The 16,499-nt window shown below is 57.0% G+C and carries 15 protein-coding genes; 9 read left to right on the top strand and 6 right to left on the bottom strand.

Annotation, left to right across the window (positions count from 1 at the left end; translation table 11 throughout):
• Positions 1–26 precede the first annotated feature (26 nt).
• Positions 27–899, top strand: a complete 873-nt coding sequence (locus AC6JBC_RS08160) for a hypothetical protein (RefSeq protein WP_498023768.1) — start codon at positions 27–29, stop codon at positions 897–899.
• 160 nt (positions 900–1,059) lie between these two features.
• On the opposite strand, the gene AC6JBC_RS08155 is transcribed toward AC6JBC_RS08160, so the two are convergent.
• From AC6JBC_RS08155 to AC6JBC_RS08145, 3 genes are read right to left on the bottom strand one after another with little or no spacing between them, the layout of a single operon-like run.
• Positions 1,060–3,489: a TonB-dependent receptor gene (locus tag AC6JBC_RS08155; RefSeq protein WP_498023767.1), complete on the bottom strand. Its 2,430-nt coding sequence runs from the start codon at positions 3,487–3,489 to the stop codon at positions 1,060–1,062.
• Positions 3,473–4,399 (bottom strand): FecR family protein, encoded by a 927-nt coding sequence (locus AC6JBC_RS08150; protein WP_498026031.1) that lies wholly within the window; start codon positions 4,397–4,399, stop codon positions 3,473–3,475. Before AC6JBC_RS08150 ends, AC6JBC_RS08155 begins: the two co-directional genes overlap by 17 nt.
• Positions 4,400–4,454: 55 nt before the next feature.
• Positions 4,455–4,967 carry an RNA polymerase sigma factor gene (locus AC6JBC_RS08145; protein WP_498023766.1) on the bottom strand — a complete coding sequence of 171 codons (513 nt, stop codon included), beginning with the start codon at positions 4,965–4,967 and terminating at the stop codon, positions 4,455–4,457.
• Between the two features lie 145 nt (positions 4,968–5,112).
• On the opposite strand from AC6JBC_RS08145, the gene AC6JBC_RS08140 reads away from it, so the two are divergent.
• The 4 genes from AC6JBC_RS08140 (at position 5,113) to AC6JBC_RS08125 (ending at position 9,949) form a co-directional block, all read left to right on the top strand.
• On the top strand, positions 5,113–6,312 hold the full coding sequence (locus AC6JBC_RS08140) for a serine hydrolase domain-containing protein (protein WP_498023765.1): 1,200 nt from the start codon (positions 5,113–5,115) through the stop codon (positions 6,310–6,312).
• Between the two features lie 110 nt (positions 6,313–6,422).
• A complete protein-coding gene (locus tag AC6JBC_RS08135) occupies positions 6,423–7,157 on the top strand; it encodes a TetR/AcrR family transcriptional regulator (protein ID WP_498023764.1) in 735 nt (244 codons plus the stop codon).
• A 156-nt stretch (positions 7,158–7,313) separates the two neighbouring features.
• Positions 7,314–7,979 carry an NADPH-dependent F420 reductase gene (npdG, locus tag AC6JBC_RS08130; RefSeq protein WP_498023763.1) on the top strand — a complete coding sequence of 222 codons (666 nt, stop codon included), beginning with the start codon at positions 7,314–7,316 and terminating at the stop codon, positions 7,977–7,979.
• Positions 7,980–8,155: 176 nt separating this feature from the next.
• Entirely contained in the window at positions 8,156–9,949 is a 1,794-nt protein-coding gene (locus tag AC6JBC_RS08125; RefSeq protein WP_498023762.1) for a tyrosine-type recombinase/integrase, read from the top strand.
• 170 nt (positions 9,950–10,119) lie between these two features.
• Here AC6JBC_RS08125 and AC6JBC_RS08120 read toward each other — a convergent pair whose 3' ends face one another.
• Positions 10,120–10,416 carry a hypothetical protein gene (locus AC6JBC_RS08120; RefSeq protein ID WP_498023761.1) on the bottom strand — a complete coding sequence of 99 codons (297 nt, stop codon included), beginning with the start codon at positions 10,414–10,416 and terminating at the stop codon, positions 10,120–10,122.
• A gap of 478 nt (positions 10,417–10,894) precedes the next feature.
• Between AC6JBC_RS08120 and AC6JBC_RS08115 the strand changes: the two genes are divergently transcribed.
• A complete protein-coding gene (locus tag AC6JBC_RS08115) occupies positions 10,895–12,256 on the top strand; it encodes a hypothetical protein (RefSeq protein WP_498023760.1) in 1,362 nt (453 codons plus the stop codon).
• A gap of 28 nt (positions 12,257–12,284) precedes the next feature.
• Here AC6JBC_RS08115 and AC6JBC_RS08110 read toward each other — a convergent pair whose 3' ends face one another.
• Both AC6JBC_RS08110 and AC6JBC_RS08105 read right to left on the bottom strand, forming a co-directional pair.
• Complete coding sequence (locus AC6JBC_RS08110) at positions 12,285–12,947, bottom strand: hypothetical protein (RefSeq protein ID WP_498023759.1); 663 nt, start codon at positions 12,945–12,947, stop codon at positions 12,285–12,287.
• 11 nt (positions 12,948–12,958) lie between these two features.
• Positions 12,959–13,501 (bottom strand): hypothetical protein, encoded by a 543-nt coding sequence (locus AC6JBC_RS08105; RefSeq protein ID WP_498023758.1) that lies wholly within the window; start codon positions 13,499–13,501, stop codon positions 12,959–12,961.
• Positions 13,502–13,908: 407 nt separating this feature from the next.
• Between AC6JBC_RS08105 and AC6JBC_RS08100 the strand changes: the two genes are divergently transcribed.
• From AC6JBC_RS08100 to AC6JBC_RS08090, 3 genes are all read left to right on the top strand, one after another.
• Positions 13,909–14,202 carry an HU family DNA-binding protein gene (locus tag AC6JBC_RS08100; RefSeq protein ID WP_498023757.1) on the top strand — a complete coding sequence of 98 codons (294 nt, stop codon included), beginning with the start codon at positions 13,909–13,911 and terminating at the stop codon, positions 14,200–14,202.
• Between the two features lie 444 nt (positions 14,203–14,646).
• On the top strand, positions 14,647–15,063 hold the full coding sequence (locus AC6JBC_RS08095) for a hypothetical protein (protein ID WP_498023756.1): 417 nt from the start codon (positions 14,647–14,649) through the stop codon (positions 15,061–15,063).
• A 266-nt stretch (positions 15,064–15,329) separates the two neighbouring features.
• Entirely contained in the window at positions 15,330–15,647 is a 318-nt protein-coding gene (locus AC6JBC_RS08090) for a DUF6968 family protein (RefSeq protein WP_498023755.1), read from the top strand.
• Positions 15,648–16,499 lie beyond the last annotated feature (852 nt).

Below are 16,499 nucleotides of genomic sequence, written 5' to 3'. Positions count from 1 at the left end.
GCGCTTCCATCCACAGGGGGTAAGACATGAAGCTACGCGGGCTGATCGCGGGACTTGCGCTGTTGGGGGCCTGCGCGCCGCTGAGTGTGCAGGCCGAAACGCTGACCAACGACATGGTCGTTTCACTTGTTCAGGCGGGGTTGGGCGATGACGCCGTGATCGCCAAGATCAGGGCGTCCGCCGGTCATTACGCTCTGTCGACCGACGATCTGATCGCCCTGAAAAAGCGCGGCGTGCCCGGCCCGGTCATTGCCGCCATGATCCAATCCGGCGCTGAGGGCGCGGTTTCGTCCAAGGCCGTTTTCTCCGCTGACTCGCCTGACCCACTGGTCCCGCACCCATCCGGCGTCTATCTGGCAACCGACGCGCGCATGTCTCGGATCGATCCCACGACGTCGAACCAGAGCAAGACCGGAGGCATATTGGGCTATGCCTTTACCGGCGGCATCGCTTCGCTCAGCATCAAGGCGGTCATCCCGAACATCACGGCAAGGGTCCGGACGGGGCGGGCGCGTCCGACCTTCTATTTCTATTTCGATGAGGCGACGCGCGGCCTTTCCCAATCCGGCGGCGGTTCATTGTGGCTGTCGGGTCCGGCAAGTGCCATCACCTCTCCCAATGAATTCAGCCTTATCCGGTTCGAGGTGAAGAAAGATCGTCGCGAAACACGCGTGGGCAGCATGAATCTGGCAGGCGCGAAGGCAGGGGTGATGGACAAGGACCGCATCCCCTTCGACTATGAACAGGTGACGCCCGGAGTGTTCAAGGTGACGCCGTCATCGGACCTGCCGACGGGCGAATATGGCTTCCTCTATTCGGTCAGCGCGGGCGCTGGCCCCGGCATGTGGGGCAACGGCACCGGCTCGGCACGGATTTTCGATTTCGCCGTCCACCCGTGAACGAATGGGACGCCGCCTGAGGAGCAAGCGGCGTCCCGTCCACAAGGCTGTCCGGGGGGCAAGACGGCCTCATGGCAGGTCTGGCGGGCAAGGAGGGGGCGCGCCCGCCAGCGTTCATTGGCATAACGTCACCATAGGATCTTTGCCGTAAACGCTGGCGTCAAAAAGCGAAATCCATTCCCATCCTTATCGTCCGTGGACGCATCGGCGTCACATAATCGCCGCGCAGATTGAATGGCGTGCCCAGCGAAAAGCGGTTGCCTCGGCTGTCAAACAGATTGCTGAGCGACAGCGAGAGTTGCAGTGGCCCCCGCGAAACGCTCGCGCTCATCGCCGTATCGACATAATCGCCCTGGTCGCGCCCAAGGACGGGGCCAACGCCCAGCCGCGATTTGCCGACATATCTGGCGGATCCGTTCAGGTGCAGGGTCATGTCGCCGCTCAACCGGGCGCGATAATCGATCGCGATCCGGGCGCCGAGGTTGGCGACATTGGGCAAAGTCATCGACTTGTCTGCGGCCACCAGCGCTTGCACATAGGGCGCGGCCCTTTTGAGCCGACTGTCATTATAAATGAAACTGCCATCGATGCTCAGCGTCGGGAGCGGCCGCACAACGATGCGGCCCTCGACGGTGAAGATACGCCCGTCACCGATATTGGCCGTAGCTGGCAGACCGATCCTGTCGATCACATCCGCCTGAATATCGCGCCAGTCCGTATAGGCGAAATTCCCGCTGATCGCGACCAGATCGCCGCCGGAAACGCTCTTGCGAAAGCCGAACTCCAGCGTCGATGCCCGATCATTGCTGAACCGCCTCACATGCTGGTCATCCACCGCCAGACCACCCGGCCGAAAGCCCTGCTGATAGCGGGCATAGAGTGTCAGGCCCGAAATCGCGTCGCTCAGCAGGGAAATGGACGGAAGGAAGATCGTCTCATGCCGCTTCGCCTCCGCTTCTGCTCGCGCGATCTCGGCCCTCGCCAGCAGGGCGACAGGATCGACCGCTTCGCCTGACAGGCTGCTGTTCGTCAACCGACCGCCCAGAGTGGCGACCAGTCCGGCCACGGGTTCAAAGGACGTTTCGCCAAATATCGTCGCTTCCCGGATGCGATTGCGCACCCCCGTCGCAACTGCCGGAGTGCCGCTGCCGTAAAGCGGGACGCCGGGAATGATCTCATCCTCCACGAAGCCGGGGCCGAAGGAAGCCAGCGACCGGCTCAACCGCGATATGCTTTCCAGATAGGAGAGGCCGACGATCCAGCCGAGACCATTTTCCCGGTCCCGGGTCAGGCGGTTCTCTGTCGAAAAGATGGAAACCCGATTATGCTGGGTGAAGAGCGCAGGCGGCGTGGAGGCCTGCGTCGCGTCATAGCTTTCGGTCAGACTGTTACGGACATAGCCGGTCGATGACACGAAGCGCAGGTCATCCCATTGCCTCTCGATACGTACATTGCCGAGCGCATAGTCGGAGGACGAGGGTTGCGCCAAGCTGGACCTCCGGGCGAGGGGACCCGCCGTCCGATCCGCATATTGCGCATCATCCCCGTCGATCCGCTGGTAGAGGCCCGTGAGATCAATCACCCAATCCTCATTGGGCGCATAACGCAGGGCGGCGCGGCCACCATATATATCCGTCCGATTGACGTCATTGCGTCGGCGCTGGAGGTCATCGATATAGCCGCCCTCCCGAACGCCGTAGCCGACAAGGCGCAGCGCCAGCCGTTCAGGGACGATCGGGACGTTCAACGTCGCGGAAACATCACCACCGGGATCGCCATGCTGAGTGAAGCTCAGACCGGTGGACATCTGCCCGCCGATCCGCGCCAGATTGGGCGGATTGGGCACCAGACGGATGATCCCGCCCAGCGACCCAGCGCCATACAGCGTGCCCTGCGGCCCTTCCAGCACTTCGACGCCCTGCATGTCATAGAGGCGCAGGTCGGGATCGGGTGCCGCATAGTTGAGGCGCATGTCGCCCAGATATTGCCCGGTGGTCGCCTGCGTCGGACCAGCGATCGCAGAATCGGCGATCGCGCGCAGGAACAGCTTGTTACGGCCCGGACCTGCATGGGTGGAACTCAGGCTGGCCACACGGCTCAGCAGAGTTGCGGTGCCAGCAGCAGCTTCTGCGCTGGTGAGCGGGGCATAGTCCAGGGCTTCCACGACGCCGGGATAGCGCGGTAACGGGACGTCGCGCTTGGAGGCGGTGACGACGATCTCGGCGGGCGGTGGAGGCTCGGGAATTGCTGACCTGGCGCGAGCGACAACGGCAGGCGCGGGCGTCACAGGCGCGCGGACGATGCGCCATGTGCTGGCGTTTATCCGCTCGGCACGAGCATTGGTCCCGCGCAGCAGTCGGCGCAGCGCCGTTTCAACCGACAAACGGCCCTTGATCGCAGGCGTGGCAAGCCCTGCGAGCGACTGGTCCGACATGCCGATGGAGGCGCCCGTCTGACGGCCAAGCGCAACTACAGCCTCGCCCAGCCGGGTTGGGGCGATGCTGATCATCTGCCTGTCCGCAGCGTTCGCCGGGGATGTGGCTGCAACGGCTAAGGCAGTGACGATAAGGACGTCAGCGGATCGAGCCATCCTTTTCCTTCAGCAGCCATCCGTCACCTTGCCGCACGGCCGAAAGACCCATTAGCGGGGCGGCGGCTGCGAAAAAGCGCGGCAGGTTCCGGTCCAGCCGGATAGTGCCCGTAAACCGCGTGCCGCTTGCCGCAGGCGTCGTATCCAGCTTCACTCCCAACGATCGAGCGATGTCCGCGCTGATCTGCGCCACCGGCATATTGTCGTAACTTAGCCGCCCCTCGCGCCAGCTTGCCACGCCATCGGGCGCGATGGTCATAAGGTGGATGCCGGTTGGGTCCCTGGACAACCCTCGGCCTGCGGGCAGGGCAATGGCCTGTCCTTGGGGATCGAAGATGACCTTGCCCTCCGCAACGCCGATCCGTGTCGCATTGCCGCTATGGACGATGTTGAAGATGGTGCCCGCATCCTCGAACACGGCTTTGCCCACGGTTACCCGGAACGGATCACCGCTGTCATGGTGGACGGTAAAGGCCGCCTCGCCCCCATCGAGTGCGGCGAAGCGATCATTCTTGTGATCGAGGCGCAACGTCGATCCACCGTTCAAATCTATGCGCGTGCCGTCGTCCAGGACGATGTTGCGGACCTCACCCGGACGGGTGGTCACGGTATAGATGTCGCTCCTCGTCCAGTTGCCGATGGAGACGGCCGCCACGATTGCGGCGGCTATCGCGCCTCCCGCAATCCAGCGTCCGGGGCGCGATCTGGGTGTCCCCGGATCATTTGCGGCGCCACGCGTGGCTTCGGGGGCCAACATGATGGCATCGAGTTCGGCATCAGCCGACATTACCGCATCATAGGCGGCCGCATGCGCCGGATCAGCCTCCAGCCAGACGGTGAAGGCTTCCCATTCCACAAAATCGGGATCGCGCGTTCGGATGGTCCATCCGAGCGCCTCCTCGTGAAGCATGGCATTCGCCCCGGTCATATAGTGCCCCTTACCGGGCGAGACGGCGCCGCGCAGGTCATTCCGTATCCAGCTTCTGTTTGAGGACGGTCAACGCGCGATAGGCCTTCTGTAAATCCTTCTCCACGGTGGTTAGGCTGACCCCCAATTCCTCGGCGATCCCCCGCTGTCCGACGCCTTCGATCCGAAATCGACGAAACACCAGTTCGACCCGTGGCCCCAGGTCGCGCAGCACCTCCTGCGCGTTCTCCACGATCTGCGCCAGGATCAGCCGATCGTCCACGGCCATGTCCCCGCCCGGATCGGCCATGACGCCACCAGCGCTCTCCGCCCAATCCTGCTCCCGCTTACCCCGGCGCGTGCTGGAACGATAGCGGTCCAGCATCAGATTGTTGGCCGCGCGATACAGATAGGGCAGGGGGTCAGCGACCGGACCAACGTCCCTCGCTTCCAGCTTCATCCACATGTCCTGAAGCAGGTCTTCTGCATCATCCCCCGCGCCACGCGCGCGCAGGAAGCGCAGCAGCGCTGCGCGGTTCGCCAGAAATATCGCAGATAGGCCGCTGGCCATGCCGTTGTGGGTCCAGTGCAGGTGAGGCCGCCCGAAATAGATGGCTCCACAGGTCTTTGGCAATGGACAAGCGAATAGCCCCCGCCGGGATTGTTCTCAAAGCGCCACTGCTCTAGCGCAAATCGGGTGAGTGAGCGGAGGCAGGATGCAGGCGACCACGCAGGTTGACGTAGCGGCAGCGACAGCGACGGGCATGAACCCGAAGGAATTGGAGCTGCTCGCCACATCGCTGCACGAAAAATATGTGGCGACCGGCAAGCTGCCTCATTTGCGTCTGCTTGTCTCGCGCGATGAGCGCGTTTTGCTGTCGCATGTCAGTGGCGTCGCACGCGCCAGCCAGGAAGTGCTTGAGAAGGACTCGCTGTTCCGGATCGCGTCGATGACGAAGCCGGTCACATCGGTCGCTTTCATGATGCTGGTCGAACAGGGGTTGGTCGCGCTGGACGATCCCGTGACGGATGTCCTGCCGGAATTTGCCAGTCTCTCCGTGGGACTGGATCGGGCGCCCTTAAAGCAGCCGATGCGAATGATCGATCTGCTTTGCCATACGTCTGGGCTGACCTATGGCCTCCAGCGGCAGACCGCGATCGATGCCGAATATCGTCGGCTCGGGCTTGACGAGTTTCAGCAAAAGCGCAGCTCTGACGAGTTCATCGCGGCATTGTCCCAACTGCCTCTGGAATTTTCTCCCGGTGAACGCTGGAATTACTCGGTTGCGACCGACGTTCTGGGCGTGGTGGTCGAACGGTTGAGCAGCCTTGATTTGGACAGCTTCTTCACACATCGCGTCTTCCGTCCACTCGGGATGACCGACACGTTTTTCGAGCTGCCCGGCGACAAGATAGAGCGGATGACCGACGCGTGGCAGCTGCGTCCCGATGGCGACCTGTCGCTCTACGACCGTGGCGCGCGCAGCGGTTGGCGGCGAAGTTTGAAGCTGCGCTCCGGCGGAGGTGGTCTCATATCGACCGCGAACGACTATCATCGCTTTGCCCGGATGCTTTTGCGGGGCGGTGAACTGGACGGGACGCGCTTGCTCAAACCGCAGACCGTTGCGGCCATGCACGTAAATCATCTTCCGGGCGGGGGTGATCTTGCCCGCCATTCCTTGTCCCTGTTCAGCGAGGCGGATTATGCCGGGGTAGGCTTCGGGCTGGGCTTGGCCGCCGACCTTGTGACCGGCGAATATTTTTGGGGGGGCCTGTTCTCCACCTTCTTCTTCATCGACCCGAGGGAAAAAATCATTGGGTTGCTGATGACGCAGCATCTGCCGTCGAACAACTATCCGATCCGCCGGGAACTGCGCGATGGCGTGCGGGCAGCGATTGCGACAAGCAGGGCCTGAGCAGATGAGACCCGCTTCATCTCGCATCCACGCAAACCGAAATTTGCACCTTCATGCATTCCCGCTATGCTAGGCAGCGGGGGATGAAATGCACAGAATGAGGCACGAGATTGACCGCCAAGGGTAAGCCGATGCTGAAGGATGTAGGTGATCGTCCGCAAACCTATTCCAGCCCCGCCATCATCGAACGGCGCAAGCGCATTCTGGACGAAACGCGAAAAGTAATCGCTGAACGGGGCATCGCCGCCTTCAGCATGAACGAGATCGGGCACCGCGCGGGCGTTGCCAAGCGAACACTCTATAATGCGTTTCAGACCCGAGAACGGATGATCGCGGCGGCGATCCAGGAATATTTCGACGAATATGTGAGCAATCTCTCCTATGTCAGCGAGCCTGGCACGATGGAGCATAATATCGAACGCATGATTTCCATCCTTCGACGTAACGCCAAACTGCGAAATTACGTCAAGGCGGTCATGTCGCTCTATTTCAGCTCCGATGTCGATCACGATATCTGGACCGCCATCCACGCCCCCGCCGTCCATCATAATCGCAGCTGGATCGCAGCGCTTGAGGTGAAGAAGCAGCTTCAGCCATGGGTTGATGTGGATAAGCTTGTCGATGATCTGGTGCGGTTCGAATTCGCGACGATCAACCAATGGGCGCAGGGCCGCATCGCTGACGATGAAATCATCGTCCGGCTCGTCAGCAGCTATCTGGGCTGCCTCTCAGGCGCGCTGAAGGGCAATGCCCGCAAGGATGTAGAGACGCTTCTCAAGGACATCGCTGAACGCGGCGCGGATGCGATCCCTGTGCCCCATAGCGCAAAGGCGATCGCAGCTTAGGCTTCTGCTTCCGTTCACGGGGCATAGACAGCAACTTTCGGCCAAACCTTCCCTACGCTACTGGACCGTGGACTTGCGAGCCTTGCCCAAGGATGGGACCCAAAAAGATCAAATGGCGTCCAAAACCGCGCCACGAATATTTGGAGAGTATATCTGATGCAGAATGAACAACTGGCGATGATCGCCGTGCTCGGCGGAACCGGCAAGGAAGGCGGCGGGCTCGCGCTGCGCTGGGCGCACAAGGGGCACAGGGTCATCATCGGCAGCCGCACGGCCGAACGAGCAATTGAAGCCGCCGCGCAGATGAACGAGGTGCTTGGCGGCAACCGCGTCACCGGCGCCCCCAATGCAGAGGCCGCCGCGCAGGGTGAGATCGTTGTTCTAGCCGTCCCCTACGCCGCCCAACAGTCCACCGTGCAAGAGGTCGCAACGGCCCTGTCGGGCAAGATCCTCATCGACGTCACCGTACCCCTGATGCCGCCCAAGGTAAGCCGCGTACAGCTTCCCAATGGCGGATCGGCGGTGGAGGCCGTGCAGAAGATGCTGGGCGAGGGCGTTCGCGTCGTGTCCGCCTTCCAGAATATCAGCGCCCATCATCTCACCAAGCTGGACGAAAATGTGGAATGCGACGTTCTGGTTTGCGCTGACGACCCCGATGCCGCAGATCAGGTAGTGGCACTGGCGCAGGAAATCGGCCTGCGCGCCTGGAACGCCGGGCCTCTCTGCAACTCCGTCGTGGCGGAAGGACTGACCTCCGTCCTCATCGCGCTCAACCGTAAATATAAAATACCGGGCTCCGGTATCCGGATTACAGGCGTTTAAAGAGAAAGCGCGGCTCGCCATGTCAAGCCGACGATGGCGAAATATGGTGAGCCCTGCTGGACTATTTCTCACGCTGAAAATCTGCTAACGAAATCAAAATGTCTTGGAAAACAGAGATTTTTTGTGATTTTAGTGTGAGACAAAGTGTGAGACAATCGGCAGGTAAGGAAGCCATCTTGGCAGCAGCGGTGAAATACGTGCGGGAGCGTAACGGCGTTTTCCAGTACGAGCGGCGCGTCCCCGAGAGGGTGAAGCGAGAGCCTGCACACTTTGCGACCTTGTTCGGTTCGAAGTCGCTTTTTCGGGTTTCCCTAAGAACGAAAAATCAGGGTGAGATGCATGTTGCTGCCGTCGCCGTGCATACTGATTTTGAGCGCCGATTGGCTTCTGTCGGGAAGGCTGCCCGGCACTCCAATATGCCTTCCAGTCACACTATCCCGCTCACCTCTGATCCTCATTCGCTTGGCTCGGTTCCGCTTCGGACGGTCACAGCCAGCGACCTTGAGGACATCACAGCGCGATATAGGAAATTGACTGCCCATCCGTTTGCGTTGGCTCATGTCAAAGCTGACGCCGGGGCGGTCGGTGCCGCTGTTTACGAGCGTCTTGTCTACGACCTTGAGCGGGATGCAGAAGCGGATGAAGCTCGGATAGGCACGCGCGGCGCATATAGCGGCGAAGGTGAGGGCCCAGCCGAAATTGCAAGTTGGCTTATCGATAAGGAAGGATGGGACGCGCCTGCCGGGTCGGTATCTTTTGGTGCTGTAGTCAGCGCGGTTCGGGCTGGCATCCAACAGGGTCGAGCCGAGATCGACGGCATCATGGAAGGGAAGCTAGGACCTACCTTCTCGCCGCCGCCAGCCGCCAGCACAAAAAAGAGCGCTCCCACCTTACGGGATATCGTTGACCAATATCTAGCAAACAAGAAGCTGCCGACCCGGACCGAGGGAGAAGTTAAGTCCTCCTTACAGCTTTTTGAAAAGGTCTGCGGCGGCACCAAGCGGCTGGACGCCCTTACTAGGAGCGACTTCCAAGCATATGCGGAATATCTAGCGAAGCAAAAGGTCGGCGGTAAAACAGAGGGTAGTGTAGTTCGCCCTGCAAGCCTTGCTACGGTTAAGAAGCGTATTGGGTTGCTTCGTTCCGCAATAAACCACGCCATCGATACCGGAAGATTTGCAGGCGTGAACCCGGCCAGCGGTATCAAGGCAGAGGCGTATGTCGCGGCACCGAATAAAGCGGTTATGCCTAGTAAGCGGCGATTTACGGTCGCCGAGATGAACCTGGTTTTCCAGCATCCTTGGTTCACAGGATGCTTATCATCTTCGCAGACGCATGCACCGGGTACGCACCGGCTGAAAGGCGTGGAGTATTGGGCACCGGTTATGGCGGCGCTGACGGGGTGCCGAGCGAGCGAACTAGGCGGCTTGATGCTTGCGGAGGTTATGCTCGATGATCCGCACCCTTATATTCTCATACGAGACAATCAATATCGACGGACCAAAGGCGGGTACTCCCGCAAGGTGCCCATCTTGGACGCGCTCTTTGAGCTTGGCTTCAAAGATTATGTGGAGAGCGTGGCGAAAACAGGTGCCGACCGACTATTCCCCGATTGGATAAGCCCAAAAGGGAAGGGCACAACAAGGAATGATGACAAGGCGTGGTCAAATGCAAAGATCATGCGCGCCTTCAACCGAACGGTGATTCCTAAAATGCTGAAAGGGAGGCTCATCACCGAAGCAAGGCAGGAAGTGACCTTCCATTCGTTTCGTGGCGCATTCAAGGCGCTGCTCGGCAGCGCGGATTATAGGCTCCACCCCAATATCGTGAATGAGATTATGGGTCATTCGAAAAATGAATTGGATGCACGATACGTGGGTGAAATTCCTATCGAAGAGACATATCCGGCGGTAAGAAGCTGTCGCTATAAGGGATTGCTGATACCCCCAGCCGTTGATGGTGGCGGTTAAGCTGAGCGCTGCGGTTAGGAAAATAACAAAAGCTCTGAAAAACTCGGACGAAGCCCGAAAAATCCTATTTTTGAAAATTTTCTTTCCTTTAATTTCAGAGCGATGGCGCGATTCTCCTGATAGCAGAGTACGTCAAATAACTAACTGTAGACGAGGGCGATTTTGTGGCCCTAATAGGCCTCCGAGGCGAACGCTCCGGAGCCAAGCCTCTTTATTTCGACGACGATAAAGAGGATATTATGAATACCATTTCTGAAATTGAACGCCGTAATTTTGGCGGCTGGCATTATCATGCCGATGAACAGGTCATCACGTACAGCTGCGGTGATGTTGTCTTCTACCGCATTCCCATTGCCCATTTGAATGATGGAGAGCGCGACGCTTATTGGGATGATCGTTTTCAAAATTCCACTGTAATGGACTCGTTCGGTTATTACGGTTGGCAAGACATCTGCAATTGCCTGCATCTTAATGGGCTTCTCAACTAAAGAGTCGATTTAAGAGGCTGCGGGGCGTCGTCCGTGGCGCTCCGCCACCTGCCTACCTAAAAGATGATTTCAGTGTCTGGTGGGCTTCCTAGAGGATCATAGAGGTATCTTGAAGAGGCCCGCGCCATCCCTAAATGAAAATCGATGATCCGGTTATAGAGTTCACTCACATTGGCGTCTCTATTCCGGTTTAATGTCACCATCTATATTAAAAGGAGTTATTATTATGATTATTAGTTAATTTTATTAAATGAGGTTTAACGTCTAATTTCATTCACTTTACCGTCATATCCGGCATATGAATGGAAACGTTACATGTATACCCTTTCTCTCTCCTCCTCCTCCTCCTCCTCCTCCTCCTCCTCCTCCTCCTCTTCTCTCCTCTTTCTTTCTCTCTCTTTAAAGAGAAATGGAATAAAGAATGAAAATGAAAGGAAATTAATATGAAATATGAAATATGAAAGAAGATTTATTTATGGATTTGTACGAAGATATTTTTATTGAACCAAATTTCAAACCAATAAGTAGCAAATCTACTTCATTGTTGAATGAAATTGCCAATCAATCGATAAAATCCGGGTTAAAAGCCAATAGGAACAAGCTGTTGGATGCCCTGTGCAACCTGAATGTGGGATTGCTAAGGGCGGTGAGAGAAGGCGCTGGCATCCGTGCATATCGATCCATGGCTTCGGGATCATTCACCAGGGAACTGATTGGATATAGATCATTCAGGAATGCCGTTGATGGAATGAAAAACCTCGACTTAATTGAGGTTGAAGAGGGCTTCGCTCCTATTCCGGGGTTTAGTTCTGAACCTGCCAAGGCCAGCCGGTTCAAAGCAACCGATAAGCTCCATGTCCTTTGGGAATCCCATGGGATCAAGCCGGTAGAATGGGACCATCATTTTGAGGGTAAGCCAAGGCCAGCCGCCATTGATGAACCTATCATCCTGAAAAGTGAGAAGAAAAAGAAAAAGCATCCTATCACCGGAGTCCCGATGGAGACACCATCAAAGAGGATGAAACTCGATCCTACTCTTCCCGCTGTTCAAAACGCGGCTAAACAGGTCAACGAAATCAACGCCTTCTTTTCTACGCAGGATATAACGCCTGCTTACTCCCTGTATGCATTCCGGCGGATTTACAGCCTCGGGGATACGCCTTCATTCAATTGGAATAAGGGCGGGCGGCTCTATGCCATCGGCGGCTATCAACAGATGAAGAAGGAAGAGCGCGCAAACATCGCGATCAACGGCGAAGCTGTCGTAGAGATCGATGTGCGGGCCAGCCACCTTACAATCTTGCACGCTTTAAAGGGCGTTCCCTTGTCTACCGCTGATCCCTACGAAGGAATGCCGTACCCCCGGTTTGTGGTGAAATCCTGGATAGCGATGACCTTGGGGCACAATAGCAGGCCCCGCTATCAATGGTCCGACACAGCCAAGGAAACATACACCAAAAAGAAGTGCGGTGTCCGGAAGCTTCCAACGATTGGTGGAGGTCTTTGTAAGGCGACTTGCGGCGGGACCTGCTTGCAGAAGTTCTACCCCATGGCGCAGGTAGGGCCAAAGATCGCCGCCCACTTCCCCATTTTGGATGATTGGGAAACCAGCCGATGGAGGTGGGGTGACTTTCAGTTCATGGAAAGCGAAGCCGTCATTGGCGCGGTCCACGAACTGGCGATGGTCCACGGCATCCCGGCGCTGCCCGTCCATGACAGCATAATCGTGCCAATAAGCAAGCAGGCCATCGCCGAGCAGGTGCTTTCAGACATGTTCCAAAAGCATATCGGGGTAAGGCCGGTCTTGACGGTGAAATAGGAGGGCGGCGTTTCACCGCCCTCGCGGCTTAGGCTCGAAGGCTTTGAATTCGATACCACCATTCTTCCGCCAGCTTCGCAGGTTCAAAGCAGATGACTAGCTTCGGCTCATCGAGTTCACGAACGCCGAGTACCAAAAGAGGATCACCTTTGACCTTCACAGTTTCTTGTCGCTTCACCTCATGATAGGTCACCTGCTCCTTGCCGTTTAGCCCCGAAGCTGCCCCGACTACTGCACCAAGTGGCCCAAGTGCTACACCGCCAACTATTGCGCGTCCCACTGACGACCGCTTCTTCTTTGTGGCAACGGGCACCTTCTCTTTGTGCGTTACCAGCTTTGTACGATCCGGGGCTTCAACATCAAAAGATATAATGTGTTGGCTGGAAAGCGACTTGTGAGCTTTCACAATGTACAGCCCGTTCATCTCGACATAGGTTTTTAGGTTGATTTCTCCGCCTTCGGACAAACCTATCACCGCATTCCGCCCATTTACCTTAGCGGGCGTGACATGGAGCCATTCAGCAGTTTCAGCTTTAATGAATTTCGACAACAGTTCCTTTTGGCGAACAAGGGTTTCGCGCCGTTCGGCAAGGCGCTTCTGCCTGTCCTCCCGTTTCGTTCTGTCTGCGCTAACTTGAACGGCAACCATGATGCCGAAGAGGACGAGCGCGCCGAAGATAACTAGCTCCATTGGTGCCCCTCCTAAATGATGTAATTTTCAGCATCGTAGCTGCCATCAGACCATTTCTGACCGATCCTGATGGTCTTCCCGTCAATGCTGTAGGTAATCACCTCATCGTCGGGGTGGTTGCGCCAGCGCCCAGGACCGGATGCGCCAACTGCATCTACAGAGCGCCACATCACCCGCTGCCCCTCTAGGCGGCAATCGTCCTTCCAGACCGTTCCATCATCCGGGCGTCGGTATTGGATGCGCACCACGCCGCCGCTGTTGCTCTTCACCTTCATAATGGAAGGGCTTTTCCCCATCATGTGGGCGACGGCAGCGCGGCACACACGGGCCAAGTCAGAACTACTCAACTCCGCCTCGCTTGAGGAAGCGTCATCGACTTCTGCTATTGCGCTATTCAGGGCAGCATCCGCCGCGTTCGAAGCCGCCTCCGCCATTGCCGAATTAAAATGAGCACCGTCCCGCGCGGCATCCACCTCCGCAGGTCCGTTGCAACCCGAAAGCAGGAATAACAGCAGCGCCGATCCCGAAGCCGCTTGGGATTTTAAGTCTCTCATTCATTTGCCCCCGTTCGAAATGGAGGCGCAGACCGGCGAAGAGCCGGTCGTTGGTAAGCCCTGCACTCGGTCAAGACCGCTGCCGCTTTTGGGCAGAGCCTTGGACATATGCGACAGCCGACCGGCCGAGAAACTCGACCGGACCGAATGACCAAGAGGTTACCACGCCCCGCAGCTTGCTTGTCTCAAACTGCCCTATCGTCATGGCAAAACAGGGTGTTGCCGTAAATCCCCTATTTGTTCTTCTACCTCTTCCGAACCCGTACAGCCTTCACCAGCGCCGCAAGGCTGGTGATGATCCCGCTGATGCGAGTTGAGCTTAACCTTGATCATGCAAAGGTAAGAAACGGCGTCAGAAACAGTTAATACCTTTGTGGATATTTAAACGTCTGATAACGCCCCGAAAGATGAGGAAGATGCTCCGTTCTGAACTGATACATAGGCTATCGGAAGAGTTTCCCCACCTGACGTTTCGGGAAATTGAGCAGTCTGTCGTGCTTTTCTTCGAGGAACTTACGAGGCAACTCGAAAAGGGCGAGCGTATCGAGCTACGCGGCTTAGGCAGTTGGTCTGTAAGAGAATATAACGCTCGCACAGGGCGCAATCCGATGACACGGGAGGCGGTTGACGTTGAGGCAACAAAAAGAGTGCATTTCAAAGCGAGCAAAAGCATACTCGAACGCTTGAACCCCAAAAAATAGACAGAAGCTGGCAACACGTTACAAAGGATTGCAAGCGACCTTACTATTAAGTTATTCAGCTTTTAGCTCTCGGTATTTGGTTTGACTGCTGATTGGCGATTTAAAAGCCCGTAGAGCATCGTTGTGGAGCGAGAGGTAGGGTAGTAGCCTAAAGTCCTGTATCGACGCCTGGCAACCCCTCAAATCGCCTCAAATGGGCGTTCTGGTTCGCAAGGTCAGACCTATTGACCTTCTGCGCACTGTGAAGGGCTGTTTTATGGCTTGGATGGGGTGGATTGGGGACAGGCTGCTTCCGGGATTGACAGCAACAACAGCGGACCTTCTCCGCATGGCTCATCTCTGATGGATTGGGGCTAAATCTGCCGTTTGTGCAACTTGGGTGGCCCGCGATTGATGCCCAACCCAAGCATTGGCAAACAAACATCATTATGCAATTGATAGGCAATGCCTGATGATCCGCAAATGGTTTGGGACGACTATTATGAGCGGATCAAACGTCGTCGTATCGCGGCGGCAGCGTTGATGTGGGGCGAGATAGAATGCTCTGGTGCCAACGAAGAAACAATCTTCGCGCTCGACTTCACGCACTTCGGCAATAATCGCGAGGATGTAGACGGTTTAGCAGAGCAACTATCTGAAAATTACGCCACAGAAGTGTCGGCACGAAGCGAGAAAGGCTACTGGTGCGTCATAGGAACGACGCGACCAGAAGGGGTTTGCCTGACTAAAAACCAGCACATCGCGTGGGTTGAGTTTATGGCCGATGTAGCGCGATCATACTCATGCGTTTTTTCTGAATGGGCTCTTGAGGCACCAGCGATAGGAAGAACATTCCAAAGCGCCCACCTGGATAACGACTAATCGATGCTCGCGAATGTCCGCTCGCGGAAAATACCAATGCAAGGACGAGCGTCTGACTCTGGTCGCTTGCCGCTGGGCAGCTTGCTCCCCTTCAACCGGAACAGCAGGTTAAGGGCAGCATGGTATGATTCGCTGCCCACCTTTGACGGTGGCGGGTGGAAAGCAGAATGGCTGGTTTGCTCGTCCTGATCAAGAAAAGCAGACGTCGTCGGTGTGTTGCCGCCCGCCGATCTCCGTCCTACGCTGCTCCGAAAAGGGAATAGCGAGTGGCTAACGATCTATTTGTGCGACGAACATTCCATGTGGATCGGCGGGAGGTAGACTGCCGTTTCTTCCGGCCTGAGGAAGACCAAGGCAGTTTCTTCTGTCGGTATGAGATCGACTGGCCAGATGGAACTCGGACTAAGAGACATGGCGGTGTTGATGAGGTCCAGGCGCTTCTACTCGCTATGCAAGCAGCCCACACCGATCTCCTCGCAGCGCGGAACAATGATCGTAGGGAGGTGCAATGGCTCGATGATCAGAGTTTAGGCTTACCGATCGCTAGTGGCATCAGAGATTGGGACCCTGATAACCGCTTATGAACGGCTGCAAATGGTCGCCTGCCGCTGGGCTGCTTTCCAAGCCCGAATCGGACCGGCAGGTTATCGGCGGCGGCGGGGGGTGCCTCGCAGGCTGGGAACGACGGAGAGGGTGGATGGTGGCCTCTCAGAAAGCAGACCAAAGGAACTTTGTATCAAGCTGTGGAAATGCTGCACAAACCGCCATGTTGGGCTAACGTGGCGCAATGGTGAAACGAAAACTAAAACCAATCTGGTTCGTAATGGTGACTGTGGCAGGTCTCACCGCAAGTTCTGCACTGGCATCCGCTAAACCCGATAAGCGGACAGTAGAGCGCATCGAAGCCGCGCTCGCCTTTTGGGATGATGTTGAGCTAGTAGGGGCGGCAGGCGTAATCGCTGCATCAGACGCGGGGCGGAAATGGCGTGTCAGAGTAAGAGAACTCTCTTGTCATCCATATGAGCGCAGAGCCGTGTGCACCTACGAAGCACGACCGTGCTTCGGGGACGGGATGGGCGGGCGGGCTAATTGGTGCCGACGCAACCGGCAGTTCGAGCGGGGATATGGTGTCGTTTCGGCTAACGGTTGGCAGCCTGTCAGAGACTGATGTTCACGTATGACAATGATGGCGAGTGACCGAAGTACGCTTTGCATCCAGAAATGGTCGCTTGCAGCCTGGCAGCTTCCTCGCCCGCGCGTTGAATTAGGAAGATGGCGATGTGAGCTTTCGACATCAGATGGACCGTGAGGGATTCCACCGGATTTCCTACCTTCGACTATTATCTAAGACCTCTCTCTTTGGAGGGGAGCTTATTCCACCCCCTTATTGTTTCGGCGTTATACTACCCGCTTTTCCACCCTTTGGATTGCAGCCC

Source organism: Sphingobium sp. RC1 (assembly GCF_059738765.1).
The sequence above is the reverse complement of the archived record's forward strand: the minus strand, read 5'-3'. Positions and strand labels throughout refer to the sequence as shown.

Coding starts and splice junctions, on each gene's coding strand:
- AC6JBC_RS08160 (WP_498023768.1), top strand. CDS start 27: ATGAAGCTACGCGGGCTGATCGCGGGACTTGCGCTGTTGGGGGCCTGC.
- AC6JBC_RS08155 (WP_498023767.1), bottom strand. CDS start 3,489: ATGGCTCGATCCGCTGACGTCCTTATCGTCACTGCCTTAGCCGTTGCA.
- AC6JBC_RS08150 (WP_498026031.1), bottom strand. CDS start 4,399: ATGCTTCACGAGGAGGCGCTCGGATGGACCATCCGAACGCGCGATCCC.
- AC6JBC_RS08145 (WP_498023766.1), bottom strand. CDS start 4,967: ATGGCCAGCGGCCTATCTGCGATATTTCTGGCGAACCGCGCAGCGCTG.
- AC6JBC_RS08140 (WP_498023765.1), top strand. CDS start 5,113: ATGCAGGCGACCACGCAGGTTGACGTAGCGGCAGCGACAGCGACGGGC.
- npdG (WP_498023763.1), top strand. CDS start 7,314: ATGCAGAATGAACAACTGGCGATGATCGCCGTGCTCGGCGGAACCGGC.
- AC6JBC_RS08120 (WP_498023761.1), bottom strand. CDS start 10,416: ATGCAGGCAATTGCAGATGTCTTGCCAACCGTAATAACCGAACGAGTC.
- AC6JBC_RS08115 (WP_498023760.1), top strand. CDS start 10,895: ATGAAAGAAGATTTATTTATGGATTTGTACGAAGATATTTTTATTGAA.
- AC6JBC_RS08110 (WP_498023759.1), bottom strand. CDS start 12,947: ATGGAGCTAGTTATCTTCGGCGCGCTCGTCCTCTTCGGCATCATGGTT.
- AC6JBC_RS08105 (WP_498023758.1), bottom strand. CDS start 13,501: ATGAGAGACTTAAAATCCCAAGCGGCTTCGGGATCGGCGCTGCTGTTA.
- AC6JBC_RS08100 (WP_498023757.1), top strand. CDS start 13,909: ATGAGGAAGATGCTCCGTTCTGAACTGATACATAGGCTATCGGAAGAG.
- AC6JBC_RS08095 (WP_498023756.1), top strand. CDS start 14,647: ATGCCTGATGATCCGCAAATGGTTTGGGACGACTATTATGAGCGGATC.